The following is a 24,876-nucleotide window of genomic DNA, read 5'->3' on the forward strand; positions in this document are numbered from 1 at the left end:
CGGCCAGTGCACGCTGGGCGCACCGACGCTACAGCTTGGCCACCGGGGCGTGGTTGTGCATCAGCTTCACCCGCCCGGAACTGCCGAAGTCGATCAGCGACATCGCCGATTCGCCGACACCGGAAACTTCCTCGACGCGGCCCAGGCCGTACTTGTCGTGGGTCACCCGATCGCCGGGCTGCAGCACCAGCAGCGGGCGCTTGCTCGCTCCCGAGCGAGTCGGCGACGGGCGCGGGGCACCGAACCGGCCGGCGCCGCTCACCGGTGCGCTGTACGACGGCGCGGGCGCGGTGCGCCGCCAATCGATGAGCTCCTGAGGGATCTCCCGCAAGAATCGTGACTCCGGGTTGAGCATCGGTTGTCCCCAGGACGACCGGACGATGGCCCTGCTCACGTAGAGCCGTTGCCGGGCACGGGTGATGCCGACGTAGGCCAGCCGCCGCTCCTCGGAGAGCTCCGCGGGATCGTCGAGCGCCCGCATGTGCGGAAACATCCCGTCCTCCCAGCCGATGACGAAGACGACCGGGAACTCCAGGCCCTTGGCGGTGTGCAACGTCATCAGCGTGACGACGCCGGCGCTATGGTCCGGGATTTCGTCGGTGTCGGTGACCAGGGAGACCCTTTCCAGAAACGCCGCCAGCGCACCGGTGTCCGGAACGTCTTCGTCTTCGGCCGCCAGGTCGGCGGCTTCGCTGGCAAGAAGAGCCTGGTCGGTACTGAATTCGTGTGCGACGCTGACGAGTTCGTTGAGGTTGTCCAGCCGGGCCAGCTCCTGCGGATCGGTGGAGGACTCCAGCTCCCAGCGGTATCCGCTGCGTTCCAGCACCGCCTCGACCAACTCGCCGAGATCGTCGTCGAGGCGGCCCCGCAGGTCGTCGAGCAACTCGACGAAGCCCGCGATCGCCTTCTCCGCGCGGGTGTTCAGCATCGGCACCTTGCCGTCGGCCGCGGCCACAAGTGCGTCGGCGAAGCTGGAGCCGGTGTTTTCGGCGTACACCGCCACACACGCCTCGGCGCGGTCGCCGATGCCGCGCCTAGGCGTGTTGAGGATGCGCCGCATGCTGACGGCGTCGCCGGGGTTGTCCAGGACCCGCAGGTACGCGACGATGTCGCGAATCTCCTTGCGCTCGTAGAAGCGCACTCCCCCAACGACTTTGTAGGGAATCCCGGCGCGGATGAACACCTCTTCCAGCGACCGAGACGAATTGTTGGTGCGGTAGAAGACGGCCACGTCGTTGTAGGTGATCTCACCGCGCGCGGCGAGCGCGTCGATCTCTTCGGCGACGAACCTGGCCTCGTCGTGCTCGTTGTCGGCGACGTAGCCGACGATCAGCTCGCCGGCACCGGCGTCGGTCCACAGCCGCTTCTCGCGCCGCCCGGCGTTGCGTGCGATCACCGAGTTGGCCGCCGACAGGATGTTCTGTGTGGAGCGGTAATTCTGTTCCAGCAGAATCGTTTTGGCGTCCGGATAGTCGCGTTCGAAGTCTTCGATGTTGCGAATGGTGGCACCCCGGAACGCATAGATCGACTGGTCGGCATCGCCGACGACGCACAACTGGGCCGGCGGCACGTCGTCTTCGGTGTCGCGACCCACCAATTCGCGCACCAGCACGTACTGCGCGTGGTTGGTGTCCTGGTATTCGTCGACCAGAACATGCCGGAACCGGCGCCGGTAGTGCTGGGCGATCTGCGGGAACGTCTGCAGCACCGCCACGGTCTCGCCGATGAGGTCGTCGAAGTCGAGCGCGTTGGCCGCCCGCAGCCGTCGCTGGTATTCGCCGTAGACGCTGGCAACGGTGCGCGCCAGGTCGTCGGAGTCATCCGACAGGTCGGCCACCGCCCGATCGGGGTCGATCAATTCGTTCTTCAGATTGGATATCGCGTGGGCCAGCAGCCGCGGCGAATACCGCTTGATGTCCAGGCCCATGTCGCGGCCGACCATCTGCAGTAACCGCCGCGAATCGTCGGCATCGTAGATCGAGAAGTTGGAGTTGAGGCCTTCGATCAACGAAGCCTGGTTGCGCAGGATGCGCACGCAGGTGGAGTGAAACGTGGACACCCACATGTACCGGGCCCGCTCGCCGACCAGCCCCACCACGCGTTCGCGCATCTCGGCGGCGGCCTTGTTGGTGAAGGTGATGGCCAAAATCTGACCGACCCCGACGCCGCGGGACGCGATCAGGTACGCGATCCGCCGGGTCAGCACCGCCGTCTTGCCTGAGCCCGCGCCGGCCACGATCAGCAGCGGCGAACCCTCATGCACCACCGCAAGGCGCTGCTGGGCGTTGAGGCCGTCGAGCAGTCGATCGGTGTCAGGCTTTGCATCGGGCGCGTGCACACTCATGTCGGTCCTAACCTACCGCCGCCCGCCGACGACTCGGCTCGGGCGGTCACGCCGCTAGATCTCAAACCCAGACTGGTCTGTGCCTGTGGGTGCTGGAGTTCTGCGGCCATTTCCGAGTCCCCGTTTTTGCGCGATATCTTTGCGCAGGCGCGGCCGTTGGTGGCACACTCGTTTCGTGCTCAACGCGCAGCGCCGATTTTTCTACGGGTACCGACCAGCGGTGCCCGTGGTCTAGCTGCTATCGCAGAGCCCCGTGGTCCGCTTCCGGATTCGGGGCTCGTCTGTTGTGAGGCCTGATACCGGATGAGACCAGAATCCCCACAACACGAGAACGCGGAGTTAGCAGAGATGAACACCGAGATGGTCGACACCCAGCGGCCCCAAGACATCCCCCGAGACATCCCCCAGGACATCGAGAAGTTGCGTGCCGAGATCGACCGGTTGGACGCCGAGATCCTCGCCGCGGTAAAGCGACGCGCCGAGGTGTCCCAGGCGATCGGCAGGGTCCGAATGGCCAACGGCGGCACCAGGCTCGTACACAGCCGCGAGATGAAGGTCATTGAGCGCTACGGCGAGCTCGGACCCGACGGCAAGGATCTGGCCATCCTCCTCTTGCGATTGGGCAGAGGACGACTCGGCCACTAATCGGTTACTACGGTCGTTACAAACCACGGAAATGCGCTTTGCTGCGGTAAATTGCGGCGGAAATGGTTACCGCACACGCAGCTGGGGTTTCGCCGTTGCGCCGGCTGATGTCTATGTCAGCCGCAGCGTTGCTCGTCCTGCTCGGGGGTGTGGCCACGAACTCGGCGCCCTGCTCGGCGTGGTCGCGACGGGGTCTGCCGATTGAATATCTGGTGGTGCCTTCGCCGTCGATGCACCGGCAAATCAAGGTGGAGTTCCAGGGCGGCGGCGCCCACGCGGTGTATTTGCTCGACGGCATGCTCGCCCGTGCCGATTACAACGGCTGGGATGTGCACACCCCGGCGTTTGAGTGGTTCGATCAGTCCGGCCTGTCCATCGCGATGCCCACCGGTGGCATGGCCAGCTTCTACTCCGACTGGTATCGGCCCGCGGCCGGCAATGGCGGTGTGTGGACCTACAAGTGGGAAACCTTTCTGACGCAGGAGCTGCCGCAGTGGCTGGCGGCAAACAAGGGAGTCGGCACGACAGGCAACGCGGTGGTGGGCGCGTCGATGTCCGGATCGGCGGCGCTGATACTGGCCGCCAACCATCCGGAGAACTTCGTCTACGCCGCCTCGATGTCGGGCTTCCTTAATCTGTCTGCCGGACAATGGCCGTCGCTGGTCAGTGCCGCGCAAATGGGTGCCGGTGGTTTTCACTCCGACGCGATGTGGGGCCCGCCCACCGACCCGGCGTGGGCTCTCAACGACCCGACGGTCAATGCGGCGAAGCTCGTCGCCAACAACACACGCATCTGGGTGTACACGGGCAATGGTGGGCAATCGGACTTGGGCGGTGGCACCAAGATCGATGCCAGTCTGCTGGAAAGCGCCACGCGGATCAGCAACAAGGTTTTTCAGAGCAGGTACAAAGCCAAAGGTGGGCACAATGGCGTGTTCAATTTCCCGGACGACGGCACCCACACCTGGACATACTGGGGGGCACAATTGCAGGCCATGAAGCCTGATCTGCAGCGAGTGCTGGGCGGCCAGGTCTGACGCGCGGCTCGCAGTCCACCCGCCCATCCCAGGAGCATAGGGTCGAACCATGACCCGCGTAGGCGACGATGCAGTAGGGGTACCACCCGCTTGCGGGGGACGAAGCGATCAGGAGGAGCGGCGCCCATGACTTCCGTTCAACAGATCCCGGACATCACCGCCACCCCGGCGTGGGACGCCCTACGCAGGCATCACGAGCAGATCGGACAGACCCACCTTCGCCAGTTCTTCGCCGACGATCCCGATCGCGGCCGCGAGCTCACCGTCACCGTCGGTGACCTCTACATCGACTACAGCAAACACCGCATCACCCGCGAAACGCTAAAGCTGCTCGTCGATCTGGCCCGCGCAGCGGGCCTCGAGGAGCACCGCGACCAGATGTTCGCCGGGGCCCGCATCAACACCTCCGAAGACCGCGCGGTACTGCACACCGCGCTGCGGCTGCCCCGGGACGCCGAGCTGATCGTCGACGGACGCAACGTGGTCGAGGACGTGCACGCCGTGCTGGACGCGATGGGCGACTTCACCGACCGGCTGCGCAGCGGCGAATGGACCGGCGCGACCGGGCAACGGATCAGCACCGTCGTCAACATCGGTATCGGGGGCTCAGACCTGGGGCCGGTGATGGTGTACCAGGCCTTGCGCCACTACGCCGATGCCGGGATCTCGGCACGCTTCGTCTCCAACGTCGACCCCGCCGACCTGATCGCCACCCTAACCGACTTAGACCCCGCTACAACGCTTTTCATCGTCGCATCGAAGACGTTCTCCACGCTGGAGACGCTCACCAACGCGACCGCGGCGCGACGCTGGCTCACCGATGCGCTCGGCGATGCCGCGGTGTCAAAGCATTTCGTCGCGGTCTCCACCAACATGCGCCTGGTCGACGACTTCGGTATCAACACCGACAACATGTTCGGGTTCTGGGATTGGGTCGGCGGGCGCTATTCGGTCGATTCGGCGATCGGGCTGTCGGTGATGGCCGCCATCGGCCGGCAGGCCTTCGCGGATTTCCTGTCCGGATTCCACATTGTCGACGAGCACTTCCGCACCGCCCCGCTGGAGTCGAATGCGCCTGCGCTGCTTGGCCTGATCGGGCTGTGGTATTCCAATTTCTTTGGGGCACAATCGCGTGCGGTGCTGCCGTATTCCAACGACTTGGCCCGTTTCGCGGCCTATCTGCAGCAGCTGACCATGGAATCCAACGGCAAGTCGACACGCGCCGACGGCACGCCCGTCGGTGCCGACACCGGTGAAATCTATTGGGGTGAACCAGGAACCAACGGCCAGCACGCCTTCTATCAATTGCTGCACCAGGGCACCCGGTTGGTGCCGGCCGATTTCATCGGCTTTTCGCAACCCATCGACGACCTGCCCACCGTCGAGGGCACCGGCAGCATGCACGACCTGTTGATGAGCAACTTCTTCGCCCAAACCCAGGTGCTGGCGTTCGGCAAGACCGCCGACGAGATCGCCGCCGAAGGCACCCCCGCCGCCGTCGTACCGCACAAAGTCATGCCCGGCAACCGGCCGACCACCTCGATTCTGGCCAACCGGCTCACGCCCTCGGTGCTCGGGCAATTGATCGCACTCTACGAGCATCAGGTGTTCACCGAGGGTGTGATCTGGGGGATCGACTCGTTCGACCAGTGGGGTGTGGAGCTGGGCAAGACGCAGGCCAAGGCGCTGATCCCGGTGATCACCGGCGACGGCCCGCCGGCGCCCCAATCGGACAGTTCGACCGATGCGCTGGTGCGACGCTACCGGACCGAACGAGGGCGTGCGGGCTAAGTGGGCGAGCAGACGCAAAAGCGCCCCATTTCGGCACGAAATGGGGGCTTTTGCGTCTGCTCGCCTACAAATACTTGGTCAGCGATGGCGGCAGCACCCGCATCAGCCGCACCAGCGGCGCCCAGGGCCACCACGGCACCGCCGCCCGTCCTGGCTCGCGCTCGATCGCGTCGACGAGCGCCTTGACGCCAGTTGCGGTGTCCACCATCAACATTGTGCTCGCGGACTTGGCGGTCATTTCCGACTCGATGTAGCCCGGCTCCATCACCGAGACCTTGATGGGGCCTTCGGCGTACTCGGCGCGCAGTGATTCGCCCAGCGAGCTCAATCCGGCCTTGCTTGCGGCATAGGCGGCTTTGACGCCCGGCACCCCTTTGGCGCCAAGCACCGACGAGATGAGCACCAGATGTCCCGAGCCGCTGGCGGCGAACATCTCCAACGCCGTCTCGATCTGTACCAGCGCGGCCACCAGGTTGGTCTCGATGGTTGCCTTGTTCGCCCACAGCTTGCCCGAGCCCAGCCGGGCCCCCTTGCCGATACCGGCGTTGACGATGATGCGGTCGACGCCGCCAAGCTCGTCGCTGAGTTCGGCGAACACTTTCGGCACCTGCTCGTGGTCGTTGACGTCGAGCCCGGCTACGGCGATCTTGATGGTCGGATACCGTTGGGACAGTTCGATTTTGAGTTCGTCCAGCCGATCGGTGCGACGGGCGCACAGCGCCAGGTCACGGCCTTTGGCGGCGAATGCGTGGGCCATCCCGGCGCCCAGGCCGGAACTTGCGCCGGTGATCAGAATCTTCTGGCGAGTCACCCGGGCAGCATATCGACTACTTGAGCAGCCGAGACATGCGCCGGTCGGCCAGCACCTTGCCGCCGGTCTGACACGTCGGACAGTACTGAAACGACTTGTCCGCGAACGACACTTCCCGCACGGTGTCGCCGCACACCGGACACGGCAACCCGGCACGCGCGTGCACCCGCAGCCCGGAGCGCTTCTCCCCTTTGAGCGTGGCGGCCCCCTGGCCGACGGACCTGCTCACCGCGTCGGACAGCACGGACACCATCGCATCGTGCAGGGCGGCGAGTTGTCCGTCGGACAGTTTTCCGGCCGTGGCGAACGGCGAGATCTTCGCGGCGTGCAGGATTTCGTCGCTGTAGGCGTTGCCGATGCCGGCGATCACCTTCTGGTCGGTGACGACGGTCTTGATTCGCCCGGTGTTGCCGGCCAGGAGCCCGGCCAGGTCGTTGACGCTGACGGCCAGCGCATCCGGGCCCAAGGCAGCGATACCGGGCACCCGCCTCGGGTCATCGACCAGCCACACCGCCAGCCGTTTCTGCGTCCCGGCCTCGGTGAGGTCGAAGCCCGGCGCGTCACCCGGCGCGCCCAGGTGGACGCGCAGCGCGATCGGCCCCTTGCCCGGGCGGAGCGGCGCTGCGGCCAGCTGATCGGACCACCGCAACCAGCCCGCGCGCGACAGGTGAGCGATCAGCATCAGGTCACCGGCCCGCAGTCCCAGGTACTTTCCCCACCGCTGGGCCCCGGTAACGGTCCGCCCGTGCAGCGCGTGGATCGGCGGATCGAAGGTCTTCAAGACCGATAGCGCGCCGACATCGACGCGGCCGATCGTCGTTCCGACGGCATGGCGTCGCAGATGGTCGACCAGCGCTTCGATCTCGGGCAGTTCGGGCACCCGTTCAGTCTGCCGATGGCGGCCAGCCAGGTGCTACGTGGGTCCGGGAACCCCGGGCGTGCCAAACAGCAGCCCGCGGGCACCGCCGAGGCCGCCCACGCCGCCGAGGGCCGCGCCGGCGCCGGCCCCGCCGTTGCCGCCGTTGCCGATCAGCCGGGCGTCGCCGCCGTTACCACCGACACCACCGCCAAAGGGCGGCGCCGTCCCGGCGGTGCCGGCATCGCCGCCTCGGCCGCCGTTGCCGTAGAACAGCCCGCCGTCGCCGCCGTCGCCGCCATTGCTGATCTGGACCACCTGGCCGGTCGCGGTATCACCGCCGTTGCCGCCGGCGCCGCCGTGGCCCAACAGCCAGGCGTCGCCGCCGTAGCCGCCGGAACCGCCTAGCCCCGCCTGGCTTGCGGTCACCCCATTGGTGCCACCGTTCCCGCCATTTCCGCCGGCCCCGGCGTTTCCGCCGTTGCCGATCAGCCCACCCCCACCGCCGGAGCCACCAAAGCCGCCGACGCCGCCGAAGCCACCGAAGCCACCGGCCGTGGCGTCGCCACCCGCCCCGCCCTGCCCGCCGGTCCCGCCGGCGCCGCCGTTGCCCCAGATGAACCCGCCGTGGCCACCGGTGCCGCCGAAGCCGCCGAAGCCGCCGTTTCCGCCGTTGCCGCCACCGGCAACGCTGGCCTGACCGGCCCCACCGGACCCGCCGTTGCCGCCGTGCCCGCCGTTGCCGAACAGGCCGGCATCGCCGCCGTTGCCGGCAAACAGGTCGAAAGTGGCGAAGCTACCGCCGCTGGCGCCGTTTATCACACCTGCGCCTACGAAGGATCCACCGTTGCCACTGTTTCCACCGTCCCCTCCGTCGCCGTACAGCCACCCGCCGTTGCCGCCGTTGCCACCGTTGCCCGCGGCGCCGCCCTTGCCGCCGGGAGCACCGGGGTCCATGGCGCCGACGGCATCCCCACCGTCACCGCCGTTCGCACCGTCGCCACCGCGGCCGAATAGCAGCCCGCCACGACCACCGGTGCCCCCGGAGCCTCCGGCCCCCCCGTCGAGGCCGACGCCGGCACCGAGGTCGGTAGCGGTCCCGCCGACGCCGCCGGCCCCGCCATTTCCGCCCCGGCCGAACAACCAACCGCCGGCGCCGCCGGCGCCCCCGTTACCGGCCGCGCCCCCGATACCGCCCGAGGCGCCCGAGCCCGCCGCACCAGCGCCGCCGGCACCGCCCATGCCGCCGTTACCGATCAGCCCCGCGGCCCCGCCGCTGCCGCCGTTTTGACCGATCCCGCCGGAACCCCCGTTGCCGCCGTTGCCGAACAACAACCCGCCGGGGCCACCGTTTTGCCCGGTCCCCGGGGCCCCATCGGTCCCGTTGCCGATCAGCGGACGCCCCAACAACGTCTGAGTCGGCGCATTGATCAGATTCAGGACCTGCTGCAACGGCGAGGCGTTCGCCGCCTCGGCGGTCGCATACGCGGCGGCACCCGAACTTAACGCCTGCACGAACTGCTGGTGAAACGACGCCGCCTGAGCACTCAGCGACTGATACCCCCAGGCCCGGGCAGTGAACAACGCCGCGACCGCGGCCGACACCTCGTCGGCGCCGGCGGCCAACACACCCGTCGTCGGCGCCGCCGCCGACGCACTGGCCTGCGCAATGGAAGCACCAATCCTCGCTAAATCCGTTGCGGCGGAAGCCATTAACTCTTCAGACGCGATCACAAACGACATCGAGCACCTCCGTACAGCACGTCACCATCGGCATGCCTACGGCGGATCGTATCGTGATCGCAGTGCTGGATCAGGCGTTCTCACGAATCGGTCGGCTATGCGGGTCCGTTCGCTCCCGGCTGGCCGTACAGCTGCCCACCGGCGCCGCCCTTGCCGCCGACACCGCCTTGGCTGGCGCCGGCACCGGCGCCGCCGTCGCCGCCGTTGCCGATCAGCCCGGCATCTCCGCCGTTGCCGCCAATACCGTTGTTCGGGGGGGCGCTGAAGCCCGCGGGGATGGTACCGGCGAACCCGCCATCGCCGCCGTTGCCGTAGAAGAATCCGCCATGGCCGCCGCTGCCGCCGTTACCAGTCTGGAACACACTGCCCTCGAACATCCCGCCGTAGTTCCCGGGCAGGCCGGTGTTTCCGCCGCTGCCGCCCGCGCCGCCGCTGCCGAACAGCATCGCGTCCCCACCCAAACCGCCGAGCGAGCCGGGACCAGCTCCGCCACCGTTGTGGCCGCCGTTGCCGCCGTTGCCGCCGTTGCCGGCGTTGCCGCCGTTGCCGCCGTTGCCGATCAGCCCGGATTGGCCGCCGTTGCCGCCGAAGCCGCCATAGCCGCCGGTGCCGTTAAAGGTTCCAATAGCGTCAGAGGCCCCTCCACCGTCCGCCCCGTTGCCACCGGACCCACCGGCACCGCCGTTGCCGTAAAAGAACCCGCCGTTGCCGCCGTTTCCGCCGCTGAGGCCGCTGCCACCCTGACCGCCAGAGCTGAAGGCTCCGGTGCCGACGGTCTGACCGGCGCCACCCAATCCACCATCACCGCCGGCGCCGCCGTTGCCGAACAGCCCGGAGTTACCGCCGTTACCACCGGTCGCGGTGAAGCCGCCACCGTTGGCACCGAATACCACGGTGTTGTCGGCGACGAACGAACCACCATTGCCGCTGTTGCCGCCGGCACCACCGTCACCGTAGAGCCACCCGCTGTGGCCGCCGTTGCCACCGTTGCCGGCCTCTCCGCCGTTGCCGCCGGGCTGGCCAGCAGTGCCCCCGGTGCCGTTGCCACCGTTGCCGCCCAGACCGCCAATTCCGCCCTGGCCGATGAGCAGGCCACCGGGGCCTCCGGCGCCGCCGTTGCCGCCGTTGCCGCCATTGAGGCCGCCGCCTTGGGCGGTGGCGCCGTTGGCGTTGCTGGCGTTGCCGCCGACCCCGCCGGCGCCGCCCGCGCCATAGAGCCACCCGCCGGCTCCGCCGTTGCCGCCGTTGCCGCCCGGCAGGCCGGCGTTGCCACTGGCAACCGTCGCGGCGTTGCCCCCGGCGCCTCCCATTCCACCGTTGCCCCACAGCCCGGCCGACCCGCCGTTGCCGCCGTTCTGGCCGGGCGCGCCGGACCCGCCGTTACCGCCGTTGCCGTACAGCCACCCGCCGGGCCCGCCGTCTTGCCCGGTGCCCGGTGCCCCGTTGGCGCCGTTGCCGATCCACGGGCGCCCCGTCAGCGCCTGCATGGGCCCATTCACCAAGCTGTCGACCTGCTGCAGCGGCGTCACGTTGAGGGCCTCGGCGGTGGCATACTGCCCCGCACCGGCCGTCATGAGCTGCACGAACTGGTTGTGGAACGCCGCCGCCTGCGCGCTGAGCGCCTGATACGCCTGGGCGTGCGCGCCGAACAACGCCGCGATCGTGGTCGATACCTCGTCGGCGCCGGCGGCCAGCACCGCGGTTGTCGGGAACGCCGCCGCGGCATTTGCCGCGCTGATGGTCGAACCGATACCCGCTAGATCGTTGGCCGCCGCGGCCACATATTCGGGCGCGGCGATCACCCACGACATCAACAAACCTCCAGAAACCGCAACGGCCCCACCGCTACTCCATGTGAGCTTCGACACATGCCTAGTACGAAGCGATGGTAATCGCGAACCGGCGGCAAGTCCGGCGGCTTCCGACAAGCCCTTACTAAGTCCTTAGCAGATAGGTGTCCATGATCCAGCCGTGCCGTGCCCGGGCTTCGGCGCGCAGCGTCGCGATGCGTGTCCCGACCTCGCCGACCGTGCCGGAAATCAGCAGCTCGTCGCGGGTGCCCAGATAGGCGCCCCACCAGATCCGGGTTTCGGGTGGACACGCCAGAAACGAGCAGTCCGCGTCGAGCATCACCACGGCCGAGCCCGACACCCCGTGCGCGCGCAGCTGCCGTCCGGTGGTGATGAGAACGGGTTCGCCGACATCGTTGAGCGGAATGCGGTGTCGAGCGGTCAGCGCTTGCACCGCGGTGACACCCGGAATGACGTCGTAGCTGAGATCGACCTGCGCCGCCACCGCGTCCAGGATGCGCAGCGTGCTGTCGTACAGCGACGGGTCACCCCAGGCTAGGAAGGCGCCCACGCCGTCGGTTCCCAGTTCGGCGGCGATGGCCGCCGCCCAGATCCGGGCGCGCGCCGCGTGCCAGTCAGTGACCCCTTCGCGGTAATCACGGCCCGCCCGCCGCGGCGGGTCGGGCAGCTCGACGAATCGGTACCCGGGCTCGCGGATGAATCGCGCACAGATCCCCCGCCGCAGCGCCAACAGGTCGCTCTTTGCCTCGCCTTTGTCCATCGCGAAGAACACCTGCGTGTCGTTGAGCGCGTCGATCGCCTGGACGGTCACGTAGTCGGGGTCCCCGGCGCCGATGCCGATGACGTGAATATGCCGACTCATATCAGGTCAACCTAATCGGGACCGTCAAAGATCTAGTCGTGACCCCAAGTACCCGATACCATGGGTACCGAGTGCGAACTCCCCCTGATGAAGGGACGTCAGCGATGACCACTGCGGTGAAACCAGGTGGGCCCAAGCCAGGTGGACCCAGTCGTGAAGAGTTCTCGGAGCGTCTGCTCAAGGGTTCGGTGAAGAAGTCCTACGAACCCGTCGTCGACATCGACTGGGACGCCCCGCTGGACGCCGACAAGTTCTACCTACCGCCCAAGCTCGTGTCGTTGTACGGCACCCCGATGTGGGACGAGATGACCCGCGAGCAACAAATCGAGCTGTCCCGTCAGGAACTCGTCAACACGTTGTCGGCCGGGATCTGGTTCGAGAACATGCTCAACCAATCGTTGTTGCGCACGATCCTGCACGAGGACCCCACGAGCTCCTCGACGCATTACAAGCTGACCGAGCTGGGCGACGAGACGCGGCACATGGTGATGTTCGGCAAGGCCATCGAGCGCATCGGCGCCAAGCCCGTGCGCCCGCGGCGATTTCACCGCTGGATCATCAACGCGCTGCCGCTGGCGTTCCAGCGGGGCGCGATGCTGTGGGTGGCCGCGCTGATCGGTGAAGAGATTTTCGACTCGCTGCAACGGCAGATGATGGACGACCCGGAACTGCAGCCAATTATCCAGCGGCTCATGCGGATTCACGTCACCGAAGAGGCCCGCCACATTCAGTTCGCGCGTGACGGCGCGCGCAGACGCGCGGCCGAGATGCCCCGGTTGAACCGCTGGTTCATGGCCAACATCAACGGGCTGGGCGGGTACTTCTTCAACTACCTGTTCAGCAATCCGATCCCGTACGCGCGGGCGGGCCTGGACGCAAAGCGGGCCCGAAAAGTGGCCCGCACCAGCCCGCACCGCCGCGAGATGCAGATCGCCGGCTTCGCTCCCCTGGCGGCGTTTCTGACCGAGGTCGGCCTGATGGGCCCGATCGCGCGCCGCGGCTGGCGGCGCAACAGGTTCCTGTGACGCCGTCCCGTCGCCGCATCGTCGTCGTTGGCGCTCGCGAAACCGCCGGGCCGCTGGACGTGGACCTGGCGCTTGCCAGCCACGATGTCGTTAGTTCGGTGTTCGACGACGCAACCGACACTTGGGTCCTCACCACGTCCGGCGGCGAGAGTTACCGGGCCGACGTCGTCGTCGCCGCCCAACTGTCGGTGTTCGTCCCGTGGATACCGGACCTCCCCGGCGTCTTCGGGGGCGAGTCTTTTCACGCGGCGGCGTGGGACCCCGATTTCGATCCGTCCGGCAAGCACGTCGCGGTGATCGGCACCGACGCCGCCGTCGCACACCACATCGGCCGGCTGACCGAATCGGCAAGATCGGTAACCGCGTTCGCCTACCCACCACGTCGGTTTGTCACCGAACTGCCGCTGCCGGCGACGCGCGCCGGACGGTGGTGGCGCCGCCACGCGCGACATGAGCGGCCGTCGGCGGTCCGCCTGACAAAATCGGCGATCGGCGTGCTGACCTCCTCGGGTATCCGCACCAGCGACGGCGTCGACCACCGCGCCGACGCCATCATCTACGGCACCGGGTTTTCGGTTCCCGATCAGGTCCGCGATGAGACCCTGGTCGGTACCCGCGGACTGACCATCCGGCAGGCCTGGCACGACGGCATGGAGCCCTTTCTCGGGGTGGCCGTTCGCGGCTTTCCCAACTACTTCTTCATCACCGGTCCCGATGCTGGCGCACAGGCACGCTACGTCGCCGCGTGCCTTAACCTCATGAGCCGCACGGCCAGCCGCCGCATCGAGGTGCGCGGCAGCAGCCAACAGGTGTTCAACGAGCGCGCCCAACTCCGGCCCGTCCAGGCGCCTCGGGCCGCAGCCGCATTCGACCTGTCATCCGGCGCCGCGGACGACGACGTCTACGACGGCGCGGCGACGCTGGAGTTAGCCGGCACCCGCCATCCGGTGCGCGTGCGGCTGACCGGTCACCTCGACCCCATCGACGGCAATTACCACTGGCAAGGGACCATTTTCGATCCCCTTCCGCAGGACTCGGTCACGCAGGGGCGGGCGGCCACACTTTCGGTGGGCCAGCGCAGCACACCCGCACGCATCGTTGAACGGACGCCGTGGGGCACGCACTCGGTCGCCGGGGTGGGTGCCCCGCCCTACGCCCGCAGCGGCCGTTGAGCCGTGTGCCCGACCGGGGCGACGGGATGGCGTGCTCTGCGGATTTGTTCAGCGTTTCGCCTCGCATCGGTTGAATCCGGATAGGCTGGGTACATCTCGGATTGGAGGTTGGCCGCCCGCGTGGAGTGGGTAACCCCTTTTGAGTGGCGCGTGCTGCGGCAGACGATACAGACGAGAACGGCATGTTCGGCGTGGTAGGGGTCGGTGCTTCGGGCGGGCTGGGTCGGGGCATAGACCCGACCCCCGTCCGGCTCGCTGCGCAACCATGGATGCGTGGCCGACTCACGCTTTCCGGATCTTCCAGCTGCCCTGCGATGCGTGGCGCCATCGACGCCACGCCTTGTTCCCCGAGCAAGGCGATCCGAAGATAGACCTTGTGCTCCGGAAGAAGGGGCCGCATCCTCTAGCAATTGGCGGGGCAGGAGCTCAAGGAGCACGAGATGGAGCCGGACGGCAGGATGGGACTTGAGGGGGGGTGGTTCCGGTGAGTGCGGTGGCTAAGTCGCCGACCTCGCTGACTATCTCGACGCGCACGGAGCAGTCGCTGATCGCCCTGACCGCCGATGGTGTGCTCAACGCCGCCAACTCCGCGACGCTCCGCGACAGCATCATGCAGGCGACGCTCGATGAGCCCTCCGCCGTCATCGTCGACGTCACCACGCTTCAGGTGCCCGACGAAACGGCATGGTCGGTCTTCGTCAGTGCGCGCTGGCAAGTCGACACCCGGCCCGGCGTCCCGATCGTGCTCGTGTGCGCCAATCGCGCGGCCCGCGAGGCGATCACCCGCGGTGGAGTCACGCGTTTCATCCCGGTGTACCCGACCGCGAAGGGTGCGGTGAAGGCCATCGATCGGCTCGCGCGTCGCAGGGTCCAGCATGCCCAGGCGAAGCTGCCCGCCAGCCTGAACAGCCTTCGCGAGTCGCGCCAGCTGGTCCGCGACTGGTTCACCTCGTGGTCGAAGCCCCGGCTGATCCCGGTGGCTCTGGTGGTTGTCAACGTGTTCGTGGAAAACGTGCTGGAGCACACCGGGAGCGAACCGGTGATGAGGATCGAATGCGACGGGTCGACAGCCACCATCGCGGTGTCCGACGGCAGCAGCGCGCCCGCGGTCCGGCTGCCGTCTCCCCCGAAGGGAATCGACGTGTCCGGCCTGGCCATCGTCGCCGCGTTGTCACGCGCCTGGGGCAGCACCCCGACCTCGTCCGGCAAGACGGTCTGGGCAGTCATCGGCCCCGAGAACCAGCTCTAGCCACGTGCGGTTCAACTACGCGGAGGGATTGACGGACCCGGCCGCACGATCTAGAGGAGCAACCATGGCACGAACCGAGCGCGACACGTGGGACTTGGCCAACAGTGTGGGGGCCACCGCCACCATGGTCGCCGCCGCCCGGGCCGCCGCGAGCCGACGTCCACAGCCGGTGATCAGCGATCCATTCGCCGAGCCACTGGTGCGCGCGGTGGGCCTGGACCTGTTCACCCGGATCGCTGCCGGCGAGCTGGATGCCACCGACACCGACGGAAATCTGGGGTTCCCGAGGATGATCGACACGTTCGCCGCCCGCGCCGTGTTCTTCGACGACTACTTCGCCGAGGCCGGCAAGGCGGGCCTGCAGCAGGTCGTCATCGTGGCGTCGGGGCTGGATTCCCGCCCATACCGGCTTTCGTGGCCGGCAGGGACGACCGTGTACGAGATCGATCAGCCCGAAGTGCTCGAGTTCAAGACCTCGACGCTGGCCAAGCTCGGCGCTGTGTCCAACGCCGAGCACCGCGCCGTGGGCATAGACCTGCGCGACGACTGGCCGGCGGCGCTGCAGGGGGCCGGCTTCGATACCGACCAACCGACCGCGTGGCTCGCCGAAGGGCTCCTGATCGGCTTTCTGCCGCAGGAAGCCGAAGTTCGGTTGCTGGACAACATCGTCTCGCTCAGCGGCGCGGGCAGCCGGCTGGCCGCCGACTATGGGCAGGTCGCGGGTCAGTCCGAGCAGGCCCAGCAACAGGCCCGGCTCATGACCGACCGATGGCGCGCACTCGGCTTGGATCTCGACATCGCCGCCCTGACCTATCCCGGTGAACACACCGACGTCGCGGCGCACCTGTCGGCGCACGGGTGGAGCACGATCACGTCCGACCTCGCGGAGCTCTTCATCGCCGCCGGGCTGGCCCCCCTGGGCGATGCCGACCGGCAGGGTCCGGCCAACTCGATCGGTTTCGTGCGCGCCGTGGCTCCCTAGGGGCGCCTTAGCCGCGTTTGGCCAGCCAGTCGGCCTGCATCGCGATCAGCGCCATCAGCTCGAGCCGCGGGGTGTTGCCGGGATCGAGTTCGCGGTAGCGCTGATAGACGTTGACGACGACCCGTTCGCAGTCCAGCCAGGCCGCGTACTCGCCGAGGTCGATAGTCGCGGCGGCCTCGGCGAACGACAGCCCCTTGCGGTAGGCGGCCTCGGCTTGTTCGGCGACGTGGACGAGATACCCGCGGACGGCACGGATCCCGTCCGGGTCGGTGACCGGGCCGTGGCCGGGCACAACCGAGGGCGCGTCCAGCGCGATCATCGCGTCGCAGGCCGCGACCCAGTTGGCGATCGGTCCGGCCCAGACGATCGGCGTGCAGCCGACGAACAACAGGTCCCCGGCGAACAGCACACCGGCGTCGGGCACGTGTGCGACCGAGTCGGCGGCGGTGTGAGCGGGACCAAGGTTGTACAGGTCCACCCGCCTGCCACCGACGTCGACGGACAGGCCGTGGTCGAAGGTCTCGTCGGCGTTGCGCACCGTGATGCCGCTGAAGTCGAAGTGCCCGAAGCGCTCCCGCGCATACCGGGTCGCGATGGGCCCGAGGTCGGCGGTCTGCAGCATGGCCAGCATCTCCGGGCGCATCCCATGCGCGATTTCCTCGGCCGTGCCCTTGGCCGCGATGATCCGGACCGAGGCGTCCAGCAATTGGTTGCCGTGGGTGTGGTCGCCGTTGGCGTGGGTGATCAGCGCGTCGGAGATGGGCGCCCGATCCGTGATGGGCCGCATCGCCCCCAGCATCTCGCGGGTCAGCGCCAGGTCGAACAACGTGTCCACCAGCAGCGACGCGCCGTCGCCGGCGACCAGCCCGGCGTTGCTGAAGCCGTATCCCCCGTCCGGCAGCGTCCACGCCCACACCCGGTCGGCGACCTGGTGCAGCCCGCGCGTGTAGGGCACCTTCGCCGCCGCCCGGTTGACCCGGGGTCCTTCGGGCGGGGCGTCCGGATTCCGGCGGGGAGCCAACGGAATTGGCGGCCCGCTCGCGCGCACGGTCTGGCGGGTCTCGCCCAGCCCCTCGACCCGCAGCGTGACCACGTCGCCGTCGCGTAACCACCCCGGGAACGCCTCGAGGTTTCGCAGGTGCTCGACGAGCGTGCAGGTGGGCACCGTGCCGGAGCCGAACACGTCACCGGGGTTCAGCGTCACGCCGCGCGAGGCATAGGAGATGACTTCGCCGAAGCTCCAGTCCATCGTGCCCGTCGAGCCGGTGCCGATCACCGCGTCGTTGACCAGGGCGGTCACCCGCAGGCCCAGCTTTCCGTCGCGGAAGTACGGCTCCAGTTCATCCGGCGTGACCAGATACGGGCCGAGGGTGACCCCGCTGTCCTTGCCCTTGGCCTGGCCGATGCGCAATTGGCCCTCCAACTGCTGCAGGTCACGCGCGGACCAGTCGTTGAAGATCGTGTAGCCGATTATCGCCTGTTCGGCCTGCTTCACCGACAGGTCCTTGCCGGGTGTTCCGACGACCGCAGCGATCTCCAATTCGAAGTCCTGCCAGGCACTTCCAGGCGCCATGGGCGCGTCGTCGTAGGGGCCCAGCACGGTCGACGGGCACGCGAAGTAGAACGCCGGGATGCGATACCAGGTGTCGAGGAGCGCCCGGCCGCCGCCCATCGCCTCCTGGCAATTGCGCATGTGGTCCAGAAAGCACAGGGAGTCGCGGATCGACGGTGGGCGCGGGATGGGCGCCGCCAGTGACACCTCGTCGAGACGGGCCACCGCGGCCGGTGAGCGCAGCGTGTCCTCACCGGCCTCGCGCAGCCCGTCGGCGCCGCGCCCGACCAGGTCGAGCAGCGTGACTCCCGGTGGAAGCGCGTGGATTTCGCTACCGGAAAGCACTCCGGTGCGTTCGCCGTCGGCACTTCGATAGGTCACCCACTTCATTCGCGCACCACCTCATTCGGCTTTTTGTCCTGCCGCAGCCCGCGCCAGCTGGTTTGGCGCAGCCGGTTGTCCGGAGTCCACTCGCTGTAACGCACCTCGCCGACCAGCGCCGGTTTCACGAACGTGACCCCCCTGGCGTCACGTGTGGGAAGCGGGGCGTCGAACGGAGATTCGTCGGTGTGCAGCGGCGCCAGCGCCTCCTTGAGGTTGGCGAGGTCGCGCTCGGTGAAGCCGGTGCCGACCCGGCCGGCGTAATGCAGGCCGCCGGGACCGGGTATGCCCATCAACAGCGAGCCGATGCCGCTGCTGCGTCCGCCCTCGCCGACCCGCCAGCCGCCGATAACGACTTCCTGGGTGTTCCAGTGCTTGTCCTTGATCCACGACGCCGAGCGCCGGCCGGGTTGATAGTTGGAGTCGCGTCTCTTGGCGATCACGCCCTCCCACCCGCGCGTGCGGGAGTACTCCAGCGCGTCCGCCCCGTCTCCAGGTAGCAGCTCGGGAACGACGAGATCCGTTCCGCTGGACAAGGTTTCCAGCAGCTTGCGCCGGTCGAGGTAGCGGGCCCGCAGCAGTGAGCGTCCGTCGAGGTAGAGCAGGTCGAACGCCCAGAATTCGATGCGGGTGGCGCGGCCCCGGTTCTGCATTTCGGTGAAGCTGGGCACGCCGGCCCGGTCGAGCGCGACGACTTCGCCATCGAGCACCACGTGATGGTCCGCCAGATCGGTTGCCAACGAGCGCAATTGGGGATACTCGCCGGTGACGTCACGTCCGCTGCGCGATCGCAGCCGCAGGGTCCCGTGATCGGCCTCGACCAGGAGCCGGTAGCCGTCCCACTTGCCCTCGAAGGCCCACTGACCCGCCTTCAGACCGGCCACCGAACCGTGGGTGCAGAGCATCGGCGCCAGCGCGCCGAACTCGAAGACCTTCTGGTCTTTCATTCGGTGCGCCAGCCAGTGGTCACCGTTGGTCTGAATCAGCGCGTACCGCCCGGAGATCCGGCTGCCGTGCAAAGTAACGATCACCTCGTCGTCGCGGAACTTCTCGGCCTCGTAGGTGCCGGAATCCCAGATGATCACCCTGCCGGCGCCGTATTCGCCCTTGGGGATGGTGCCCTCGAACGTGGCGTACTCCAGCGGATGATCCTCGGTGTGTACCGCCAGATGGTTCACCGACGTGGTCTCGGGCAGGTTCTTGGGCACCGCCCAGGACACCAGCACGCCATCTCGTTCCAGCCGAAAGTCGTAGTGCAGCCGACGGGCATGGTGCTCCTGGATGACGAACGTATTGCCCGGGCCGGTAACGGGTTTCGCGCTCGGCACCGGCTCGGGTGTTTTCGATGCGTCACGCATGCCGCGGTATTTGGTCAACCGGTCCCGGCTGGGCAGGCCGGCGTCCAGGGGGGCGAGCAGATCCCCATCCCGGGTGACCCGGGCCAGCACCTCGTCGTAGCGCAGCTGACCCAGCTCGGGGTCGTCGAGTTCCTCCCAACCGCGTGGCGCCGCGACCGTCGGATGCTCCCGGCCACGCAGCGAGTACGGCGCGATGGTGGTCTTCGAGCCGTTGTTCTGGCTCCAGTCCAGGAACACCTTTCCCGCCCGCAGGCTCTTGGTCATGGCCGAGGTGACCAACTTGGGCATCGCCTTTTCCAGTTGCCGCGCAACGCGTTTGGCCAGCACGGTGGCGCCCGCGCTGCTCACCGGTTCGTCCAGCGGCGCATACAGGTGCAGCCCTTTGCTGCCGCTGGTAACCGGGAACGTGGTGAGTCCGATATCGGCGATGAGTTCCCGGACCGCACGTGCCACCTCGGTCAGCTGGGCCATGGTCACGCCCTCGCCGGGGTCCAGGTCGAACACCAATCGTGTTGCCGGGCCCGGCTTCAGTCGTTCCCCGCTTCGCGTCCACTCGGCGACAAACCGCCACTGTGGCACGTGTACCTCCAGCGCCGCCTGCTGCGCGATCCAGGCCAGTCCGGCGACGCTGTCGATGATCGGATACATCGTGGTTCCGGACCGGTGCGTCACGCTCGCGCGTGGCAGCCAGGCAGGTGCCGACGACGCCAGCTGCTTTTCGAAGAACGAGGCTTGGTCGACGCCGTTGGGCCAGCGCTTGCGGGTTGCCGGACGCCCGGCGATGTGCGGGACCATGACCTCGGCGATGCCGGTGTAATAGTCGAAGACGTCTCGCTTTGTGGTTCCGGTCGCGGGATACAGCACCTTGTCGGCGTTGGTCAGCTTCACCGATGGTCCCGCCATGGTGCCAACGTAACCCGTGCAGGGCCCGCAGTACGCCGAGCAGGCGTAAAAGCACCCCAAAAGTGGCCTTTTGGGGTGCTTTTACGCCTGCTTGCACCCGCTGGCGGCTCTCCGACCGGCGATCGGAGCGGCGACGATGACCGCCCACCGCGTTCGCGCAGTGGACACCATGGGCGCCAGCGACGCCTTCGTGGTCGGCCTGCTCGACATGCTGTGGGAACCTGGCATCTTGGGCGGGCGGGCGGACCCGCACCGGATCGAGCTCGGCATGTTGCCGTCTGCACCCGCGGCGGCGAGCCTGTCGTCAGCGCCGACGGTCACGCGCGCAGGTGCCGACCCACCCGATCGGACCGTCCTGCTGGATCAATCAGGCTGGCCTCCTTAGCCTTTCGATGACGCCCTGTCGCACGCGGGCGTGACACCACGGCGAGAAATCGGGCCGGATCTAGCCGTGGCGTCACGCTCGCGGACAATGAACAGTGCGCATGCTGTTAGCCCATCCGGCGTTGTGGGCATACTGACTTACATGCGCTCTATCTGGAAGGGTTCGATCGCCTTCGGGCTCGTCAACGTGCCGGTCAAGGTGTACAGCGCCACCGAGGACCACGACATCAGGTTCCATCAGGTGCACGCCAAGGACAACGGGCGCATCCGATACAAGCGGGTATGCGAGGTGTGCGGGGAGGTCGTAGACTACCACGATCTCGCCCGCGCCTTTGCGGCCGACGACGGCCGGATTGTGGTGATCACCGACGACGACATCGCCACGATGCCCGAAGAACGCAGCCGCGAGATCGAGGTGCTGGAATTCGTCCCGGCCAGCGATGTAGACCCGATGATGTTCGACCGCAGCTACTTTCTGGAGCCGGATTCGAAATCGTCCAAATCGTATGTGCTGCTGGCCAAGACGCTCGCCGAAACCGACCGGATGGCGATCGTGCATTTCACGCTGCGGAACAAGACGCGGCTGGCGGCGTTGCGCGTCAAGGATTTCGGCAAGCGCGACGTGATGGTGGTGCACACCTTGCTGTGGCCCGACGAGATCCGCGATCCCGATTTCCCGGTGCTGGACAAGAAGGTGGAGATCAAGCCTGCGGAACTCAAGATGGCTGGCCAGGTGGTGGAGTCGATGGCCGACGACTTCAATCCGGACCGCTACCACGACACCTATCAAGAGCAACTACGCGAGCTCATCGACGCGAAACTCGAAGGCGGGGAAGCTTTTATCACCGAGGAACAACCAGCCGAGCTAGACGAGACCGAAGACGTCTCCGACCTACTCGCCAAGCTGGAGGCCAGCGTGAAGGCGCGCTCGGGCAACGGAAGATCATCGGCGACGAAGGCTCCCGCCGAGAAGTCTGCGGCCGAGAAGAAGCCGACCGGGACCCGGGGGGCCAAGGCCCGGTCGAAATCCTGACCACTGGTTACGCCGGGCCGGCGGGCAGTCTTATGCCGCCGCGTTGGCTGCCGACACCTGGTCGGCTCCCGTCGGCAACACTCAGGTCGTGGCCGTTACCGCCGCGGCATTGGCCCCCCGATACCCGAGCCAATCCGTCCCAAGTCCCCGGCCGCTACGGCCGACACGTCCGGGGCCGCTATCACAGGCGACATCCGACTCACCTCACATCGCCTGCCACCCCGCGAACCGACAAGGGCTCTGCGTGCCGCCCCGCCGCGTAGGAGGATCCGCATTGCGAAGTCTCCGGCTCCACCACCCCGAGATTGCCGACAAGCCTGGTATGGCCGACTCCACGCGCTCCTCCAGGGAGTCACCGTCGTATCCCACCCGCGATGATCCGAGGACTCTTGGGGCGTTGGGGAATCGGTTGTGGCGGTGGGCGTCACGTGCCGCATGCTTGTGCTGATGTCGGGGTATTCACCGGCTTTTCGAGCCAGGCGAGCAGGTCATCGTGCGCCAGGCCATCGCCGAGCGTGTCGGCGGGGCCCGCTGAAGGTCGCCGGCGGTTTGGCCGGGCTGGACCCCGATGTCGATTTTCAGGCACACTTCGCGACGACGCCCGGTGCAGGCGCACAGCTTGTTCGGCCCGCACCACCCCGCCCCGTAGTACCGCGAGCAGACGTAAAGGCCCGTTGACACGCCGGGCGCCAGGGGCCTTTGCGTCTGCTCGGCGCCTGGTCGCCGGGTGCGACCGGCCGGCCCGCGGGTGTGTGGTTAATCTGACTAACCAGTAATGCGCGGCCCTCGAGGCGAGCACAGACGGGATTGCAGATGGGGCGCTCCGACAACGAGACCTGGGCCGACGCGTTCTTCGCCGACGCGGCGGCCGCGGGCATGCGGCAGCCGGTCATCCCGGCCTCCGGCCTCGACGCCCGCGGCTATCGGCTGCCATGGCCGTCCGGAATGAGGGTGCTCGAGATCGACCAGCCGCAGGTTCGCGGTTTCAAGACAGCCACGCTGGCAGCGCTCGGCGCCGCGCCAACGTCCGAGCTGCGCACCGTCCCGATCGACCCGCGACGCGACTGGCCGGGCGCGCTTCGTGACAGGGGTTTCGACCACGGGCGGCTGACCGCATGGACCGCCGCGGGCCTGCTCGGGTTCCTTCCGCCGCAGGCCCAGGACCGGTTGCTGGACAACATCACCGCGCTCAGCGCCGACGGCAGCCGGCTGGTGGCCGAAGTCTTCCTGAATATCTCCGCCCACCAACACGGTTTGAATGGCGCCACACACACGTGGCGCGAAAACGGACTCGACATTGAACTCGACAATTTGGGCTTTGCTAGCGACCGCAACGACATAGCGACCCACCTGGAGCACTGCGGCAGGCGCTCCGCTCGCACTTCACTGAATCAGTTGTTAACCGACGACGACGCCCCGTCGGGCAAGAACTACTACTGCACCGCGGTATTGCACAAGGCAGCTTGAAAGAAAGGCCCCAGCATGCCAAACAGCAACGCCCCCAGGCCACTTGACGGATTTCGGGTTCTCGATTTCACCCAGAACGTGGCCGGGCCGCTGGCCGGACAGGTGCTGGCCGACCTGGGCGCCGAGGTCATCAAGGTCGAGGCGCCCGGCGGTGAGGCCGCCCGGCAGATCACCTCAGTTCTTCCCGGACGCCCACCGCTCGCCACATACTTTCTGCCCAACAACCGGGGCAAGAAGTCGGTGGCGGTGGACCTGACCACCGACGAGGCCAGGCAACAGATACTGCGACTGGCCGACACCGCCGACGTCGTGCTGGAAGGATTTCGCCCTGGGGTCATGGAACGAATGGGCCTGGGTCCCGGCGACTTGCGGTCCCGCAACCCCAAACTGATCTATGCGCGCCTGAGCGCTTTCGGCGGCAACGGCCCGGAGGGCACCCGGCCGGGCGTCGATCTGATGGTCGCCGCGGAGGCCGGCATGACCACCGGGATGCCCACACCGGACGGCAAGCCGCAGATCATTCCGTTCCAACTCGTCGACAACGCCAGCGGTCACGTGCTGGCCGAGGCGGTGCTGGCCGCACTGCTCAACCGCGAGCGGCACGGGGTGGCCGACATCGTCCGGGTCGCGATGTACGACGTCGCGGTGGGCCTGCAAGCCAACCAGCTGACCATGCACCTGAACAAGCCCACCGGCGATCAGTCGAATTCGGAACTGCCACCGAAAGCTAAGCGGCGCAAGGGAGTTGGCTTTGCCACCCAGCCGTCGGACGCGTTCCGGGCCGCTGACGGATGGATCGTCATCAGCGCGTATGTGCCCAAGCACTGGCAGAAGTTGTGTCAGATCATCGGCCGGACCGATCTCCTCGACGACGAGCGATTCATCGACCAACGTGCGCGGGCGCTCAACTACCCCGAGTTGACCGAAGAACTGCAGTCGGCGCTGGCCGCCAAAACCGCCGCCGAATGGGTCGGGCTGTTGCACGAAGGCGGCCTGATGGCCTGCCTTCCCTACACCTGGAAACAAGTCGTCGACACCCCGCTGTTCGCTGAGAACGACCTCGCCGTGGAAGTTGGCAGCGGGGATGACGCAGTCACGGTGATCCGCACACCGGCGCGCTACTCCAGCTTCGACGCCGTGGTCACCGAACCCCCACCGGCCCCGGGTCAACACAACGACGTGTTCCTGACCGCTCGGGGAACCGCTTCCTGATCGGCGCAGCGGCACCAGTTCAGGCCGAGGTTCCGCAAGCGGCATATGCGCGTTGGCGCCTGATCAGATGTGGTGAAAACGTGCGTTTTGAGCCGCGGCCGCTAGTAGAGTTGGGCGTCCGTTGCTCGATCCCTTCAGCAACGTGGCGAGTGTCGTTGGCGGAGGCGCGACATGGTGTGGTCCGGGCGAGCGGGCAAAGCGGTGACGTTCGTCCGCGCGGGGGCGCGACCGACGAACGTCACACCGGGGCGTTGTTGG

At 67.6% G+C, this 24,876-nt stretch carries 19 protein-coding genes and 2 pseudogenes; 12 read left to right on the plus strand and 9 right to left on the minus strand.

Annotation, left to right across the window (positions count from 1 at the left end; all coding sequences use genetic code 11):
* Nucleotides 1–28 precede the first annotated feature (28 nt).
* Entirely contained in the window at nucleotides 29–2,344 is a 2,316-nt protein-coding gene (gene pcrA, locus G6N24_RS15705) for a DNA helicase PcrA (protein WP_085161680.1), read from the minus strand.
* Between the two features lie 303 nt (nucleotides 2,345–2,647).
* On the opposite strand from pcrA, the gene G6N24_RS15710 reads away from it, so the two are divergent.
* The 4 genes and pseudogenes from G6N24_RS15710 (at nucleotide 2,648) to pgi (ending at nucleotide 5,817) form a co-directional block, all read left to right on the plus strand.
* A complete protein-coding gene (locus G6N24_RS15710; RefSeq protein WP_085161681.1) occupies nucleotides 2,648–2,989 on the plus strand; it encodes a chorismate mutase in 342 nt (113 codons plus the stop codon).
* Nucleotides 2,990–3,096: 107 nt separating this feature from the next.
* Nucleotides 3,097–4,026 carry an esterase family protein gene (locus G6N24_RS15715; protein ID WP_407938667.1) on the plus strand — a complete coding sequence of 310 codons (930 nt, stop codon included), beginning with the start codon at nucleotides 3,097–3,099 and terminating at the stop codon, nucleotides 4,024–4,026.
* Between the two features lie 55 nt (nucleotides 4,027–4,081).
* Nucleotides 4,082–4,156: pseudogene (locus G6N24_RS25895) on the plus strand (hypothetical protein); the annotation flags it as partial.
* Nucleotides 4,153–5,817: a glucose-6-phosphate isomerase gene (gene pgi / locus G6N24_RS15720; protein WP_085161683.1), complete on the plus strand. Its 1,665-nt coding sequence runs from the start codon at nucleotides 4,153–4,155 to the stop codon at nucleotides 5,815–5,817. The pseudogene G6N24_RS25895 and the gene pgi, both read left to right, overlap by 4 nt.
* A 64-nt stretch (nucleotides 5,818–5,881) precedes the next feature.
* On the opposite strand, the gene G6N24_RS15725 is transcribed toward pgi, so the two are convergent.
* The 6 genes and pseudogenes from G6N24_RS15725 to cobF all read right to left on the minus strand — a co-directional run bounded on the left by G6N24_RS15725 (nucleotide 5,882) and on the right by cobF (nucleotide 11,900).
* On the minus strand, nucleotides 5,882–6,628 hold the full coding sequence (locus G6N24_RS15725; protein WP_085161684.1) for an SDR family oxidoreductase: 747 nt from the start codon (nucleotides 6,626–6,628) through the stop codon (nucleotides 5,882–5,884).
* Nucleotides 6,629–6,644: 16 nt separating this feature from the next.
* Nucleotides 6,645–7,112, minus strand: coding sequence for a zinc finger domain-containing protein (locus G6N24_RS24810; RefSeq protein WP_232070814.1), 468 nt, complete (start codon nucleotides 7,110–7,112; stop codon nucleotides 6,645–6,647).
* A 201-nt stretch (nucleotides 7,113–7,313) separates the two neighbouring features.
* Nucleotides 7,314–7,508, minus strand: a pseudogene (locus tag G6N24_RS24815) (DNA-formamidopyrimidine glycosylase family protein); the annotation flags it as partial.
* Between the two features lie 33 nt (nucleotides 7,509–7,541).
* Complete coding sequence (locus G6N24_RS15735) at nucleotides 7,542–9,227, minus strand: PE family protein (protein WP_085161686.1); 1,686 nt, start codon at nucleotides 9,225–9,227, stop codon at nucleotides 7,542–7,544.
* Nucleotides 9,228–9,322: 95 nt separating this feature from the next.
* On the minus strand, nucleotides 9,323–11,038 hold the full coding sequence (locus tag G6N24_RS15740; RefSeq protein WP_163745536.1) for a PE family protein: 1,716 nt from the start codon (nucleotides 11,036–11,038) through the stop codon (nucleotides 9,323–9,325).
* 124 nt (nucleotides 11,039–11,162) lie between these two features.
* Nucleotides 11,163–11,900 carry a precorrin-6A synthase (deacetylating) gene (gene cobF, locus G6N24_RS15745; protein WP_085161688.1) on the minus strand — a complete coding sequence of 246 codons (738 nt, stop codon included), beginning with the start codon at nucleotides 11,898–11,900 and terminating at the stop codon, nucleotides 11,163–11,165.
* A 104-nt stretch (nucleotides 11,901–12,004) separates the two neighbouring features.
* Here cobF and G6N24_RS15750 point away from each other — a divergent pair, with 104 nt between their 5' ends.
* The 4 genes from G6N24_RS15750 to G6N24_RS15765 all read left to right on the plus strand — a co-directional run bounded on the left by G6N24_RS15750 (nucleotide 12,005) and on the right by G6N24_RS15765 (nucleotide 16,328).
* A complete protein-coding gene (locus G6N24_RS15750) occupies nucleotides 12,005–12,925 on the plus strand; it encodes an AurF N-oxygenase family protein (protein WP_085161689.1) in 921 nt (306 codons plus the stop codon).
* Between the two features lie 188 nt (nucleotides 12,926–13,113).
* Complete coding sequence (locus G6N24_RS15755; protein ID WP_232070815.1) at nucleotides 13,114–14,097, plus strand: DUF4873 domain-containing protein; 984 nt, start codon at nucleotides 13,114–13,116, stop codon at nucleotides 14,095–14,097.
* Nucleotides 14,098–14,572: 475 nt separating this feature from the next.
* Complete coding sequence (locus G6N24_RS15760; protein WP_139822475.1) at nucleotides 14,573–15,346, plus strand: STAS domain-containing protein; 774 nt, start codon at nucleotides 14,573–14,575, stop codon at nucleotides 15,344–15,346.
* 64 nt (nucleotides 15,347–15,410) lie between these two features.
* Nucleotides 15,411–16,328: an SAM-dependent methyltransferase gene (locus G6N24_RS15765; RefSeq protein WP_085161690.1), complete on the plus strand. Its 918-nt coding sequence runs from the start codon at nucleotides 15,411–15,413 to the stop codon at nucleotides 16,326–16,328.
* A 7-nt stretch (nucleotides 16,329–16,335) separates the two neighbouring features.
* Here G6N24_RS15765 and G6N24_RS15770 read toward each other — a convergent pair whose 3' ends face one another.
* Nucleotides 16,336–18,270, minus strand: coding sequence for a fumarylacetoacetate hydrolase family protein (locus tag G6N24_RS15770; RefSeq protein WP_085161691.1), 1,935 nt, complete (start codon nucleotides 18,268–18,270; stop codon nucleotides 16,336–16,338).
* The gene (locus G6N24_RS15775) at nucleotides 18,267–20,522 is read right to left on the minus strand and encodes an ATP-dependent DNA ligase (protein ID WP_085161692.1); all 2,256 of its coding nucleotides are present in this window, start codon (nucleotides 20,520–20,522) and stop codon (nucleotides 18,267–18,269) included. The genes G6N24_RS15770 and G6N24_RS15775 overlap by 4 nt, the downstream gene beginning before the upstream one ends.
* A gap of 136 nt (nucleotides 20,523–20,658) precedes the next feature.
* Between G6N24_RS15775 and G6N24_RS15780 the strand changes: the two genes are divergently transcribed.
* From G6N24_RS15780 to G6N24_RS15795, 4 genes are all read left to right on the plus strand, one after another.
* Nucleotides 20,659–20,907, plus strand: a complete 249-nt coding sequence (locus G6N24_RS15780; RefSeq protein ID WP_085160440.1) for a hypothetical protein — start codon at nucleotides 20,659–20,661, stop codon at nucleotides 20,905–20,907.
* Nucleotides 20,908–21,048: 141 nt separating this feature from the next.
* Nucleotides 21,049–21,939, plus strand: coding sequence for a non-homologous end joining protein Ku (ku, locus tag G6N24_RS15785; protein ID WP_085160437.1), 891 nt, complete (start codon nucleotides 21,049–21,051; stop codon nucleotides 21,937–21,939).
* Between the two features lie 813 nt (nucleotides 21,940–22,752).
* Nucleotides 22,753–23,406, plus strand: coding sequence for an SAM-dependent methyltransferase (locus tag G6N24_RS15790; RefSeq protein ID WP_085160435.1), 654 nt, complete (start codon nucleotides 22,753–22,755; stop codon nucleotides 23,404–23,406).
* A 15-nt stretch (nucleotides 23,407–23,421) separates the two neighbouring features.
* Nucleotides 23,422–24,618, plus strand: coding sequence for a CoA transferase (locus G6N24_RS15795; RefSeq protein WP_085160433.1), 1,197 nt, complete (start codon nucleotides 23,422–23,424; stop codon nucleotides 24,616–24,618).
* Nucleotides 24,619–24,876 lie beyond the last annotated feature (258 nt).

Source organism: Mycobacterium lacus, from assembly GCF_010731535.1.
GTDB classification, from domain to species: domain Bacteria; phylum Actinomycetota; class Actinomycetes; order Mycobacteriales; family Mycobacteriaceae; genus Mycobacterium; species Mycobacterium lacus.

Bases quoted from the DNA above. Each gene is read 5' to 3' on its own strand.
- pcrA (WP_085161680.1), bottom strand. From the start codon at position 2,344: ATGAGTGTGCACGCGCCCGATGCAAAGCCTGACACCGATCGACTGCTC.
- G6N24_RS15710 (WP_085161681.1), top strand. From the start codon at position 2,648: ATGAGACCAGAATCCCCACAACACGAGAACGCGGAGTTAGCAGAGATG.
- G6N24_RS15715 (WP_407938667.1), top strand. From the start codon at position 3,097: ATGTCTATGTCAGCCGCAGCGTTGCTCGTCCTGCTCGGGGGTGTGGCC.
- pgi (WP_085161683.1), top strand. From the start codon at position 4,153: ATGACTTCCGTTCAACAGATCCCGGACATCACCGCCACCCCGGCGTGG.
- G6N24_RS15735 (WP_085161686.1), bottom strand. From the start codon at position 9,227: ATGTCGTTTGTGATCGCGTCTGAAGAGTTAATGGCTTCCGCCGCAACG.
- G6N24_RS15740 (WP_163745536.1), bottom strand. From the start codon at position 11,038: ATGTCGTGGGTGATCGCCGCGCCCGAATATGTGGCCGCGGCGGCCAAC.
- cobF (WP_085161688.1), bottom strand. From the start codon at position 11,900: ATGAGTCGGCATATTCACGTCATCGGCATCGGCGCCGGGGACCCCGAC.
- G6N24_RS15750 (WP_085161689.1), top strand. From the start codon at position 12,005: ATGACCACTGCGGTGAAACCAGGTGGGCCCAAGCCAGGTGGACCCAGT.
- G6N24_RS15765 (WP_085161690.1), top strand. From the start codon at position 15,411: ATGGCACGAACCGAGCGCGACACGTGGGACTTGGCCAACAGTGTGGGG.
- G6N24_RS15770 (WP_085161691.1), bottom strand. From the start codon at position 18,270: ATGAAGTGGGTGACCTATCGAAGTGCCGACGGCGAACGCACCGGAGTG.
- G6N24_RS15775 (WP_085161692.1), bottom strand. From the start codon at position 20,522: ATGGCGGGACCATCGGTGAAGCTGACCAACGCCGACAAGGTGCTGTAT.
- G6N24_RS15780 (WP_085160440.1), top strand. From the start codon at position 20,659: ATGACCGCCCACCGCGTTCGCGCAGTGGACACCATGGGCGCCAGCGAC.
- ku (WP_085160437.1), top strand. From the start codon at position 21,049: ATGCGCTCTATCTGGAAGGGTTCGATCGCCTTCGGGCTCGTCAACGTG.
- G6N24_RS15790 (WP_085160435.1), top strand. From the start codon at position 22,753: ATGGGGCGCTCCGACAACGAGACCTGGGCCGACGCGTTCTTCGCCGAC.
- G6N24_RS15795 (WP_085160433.1), top strand. From the start codon at position 23,422: ATGCCAAACAGCAACGCCCCCAGGCCACTTGACGGATTTCGGGTTCTC.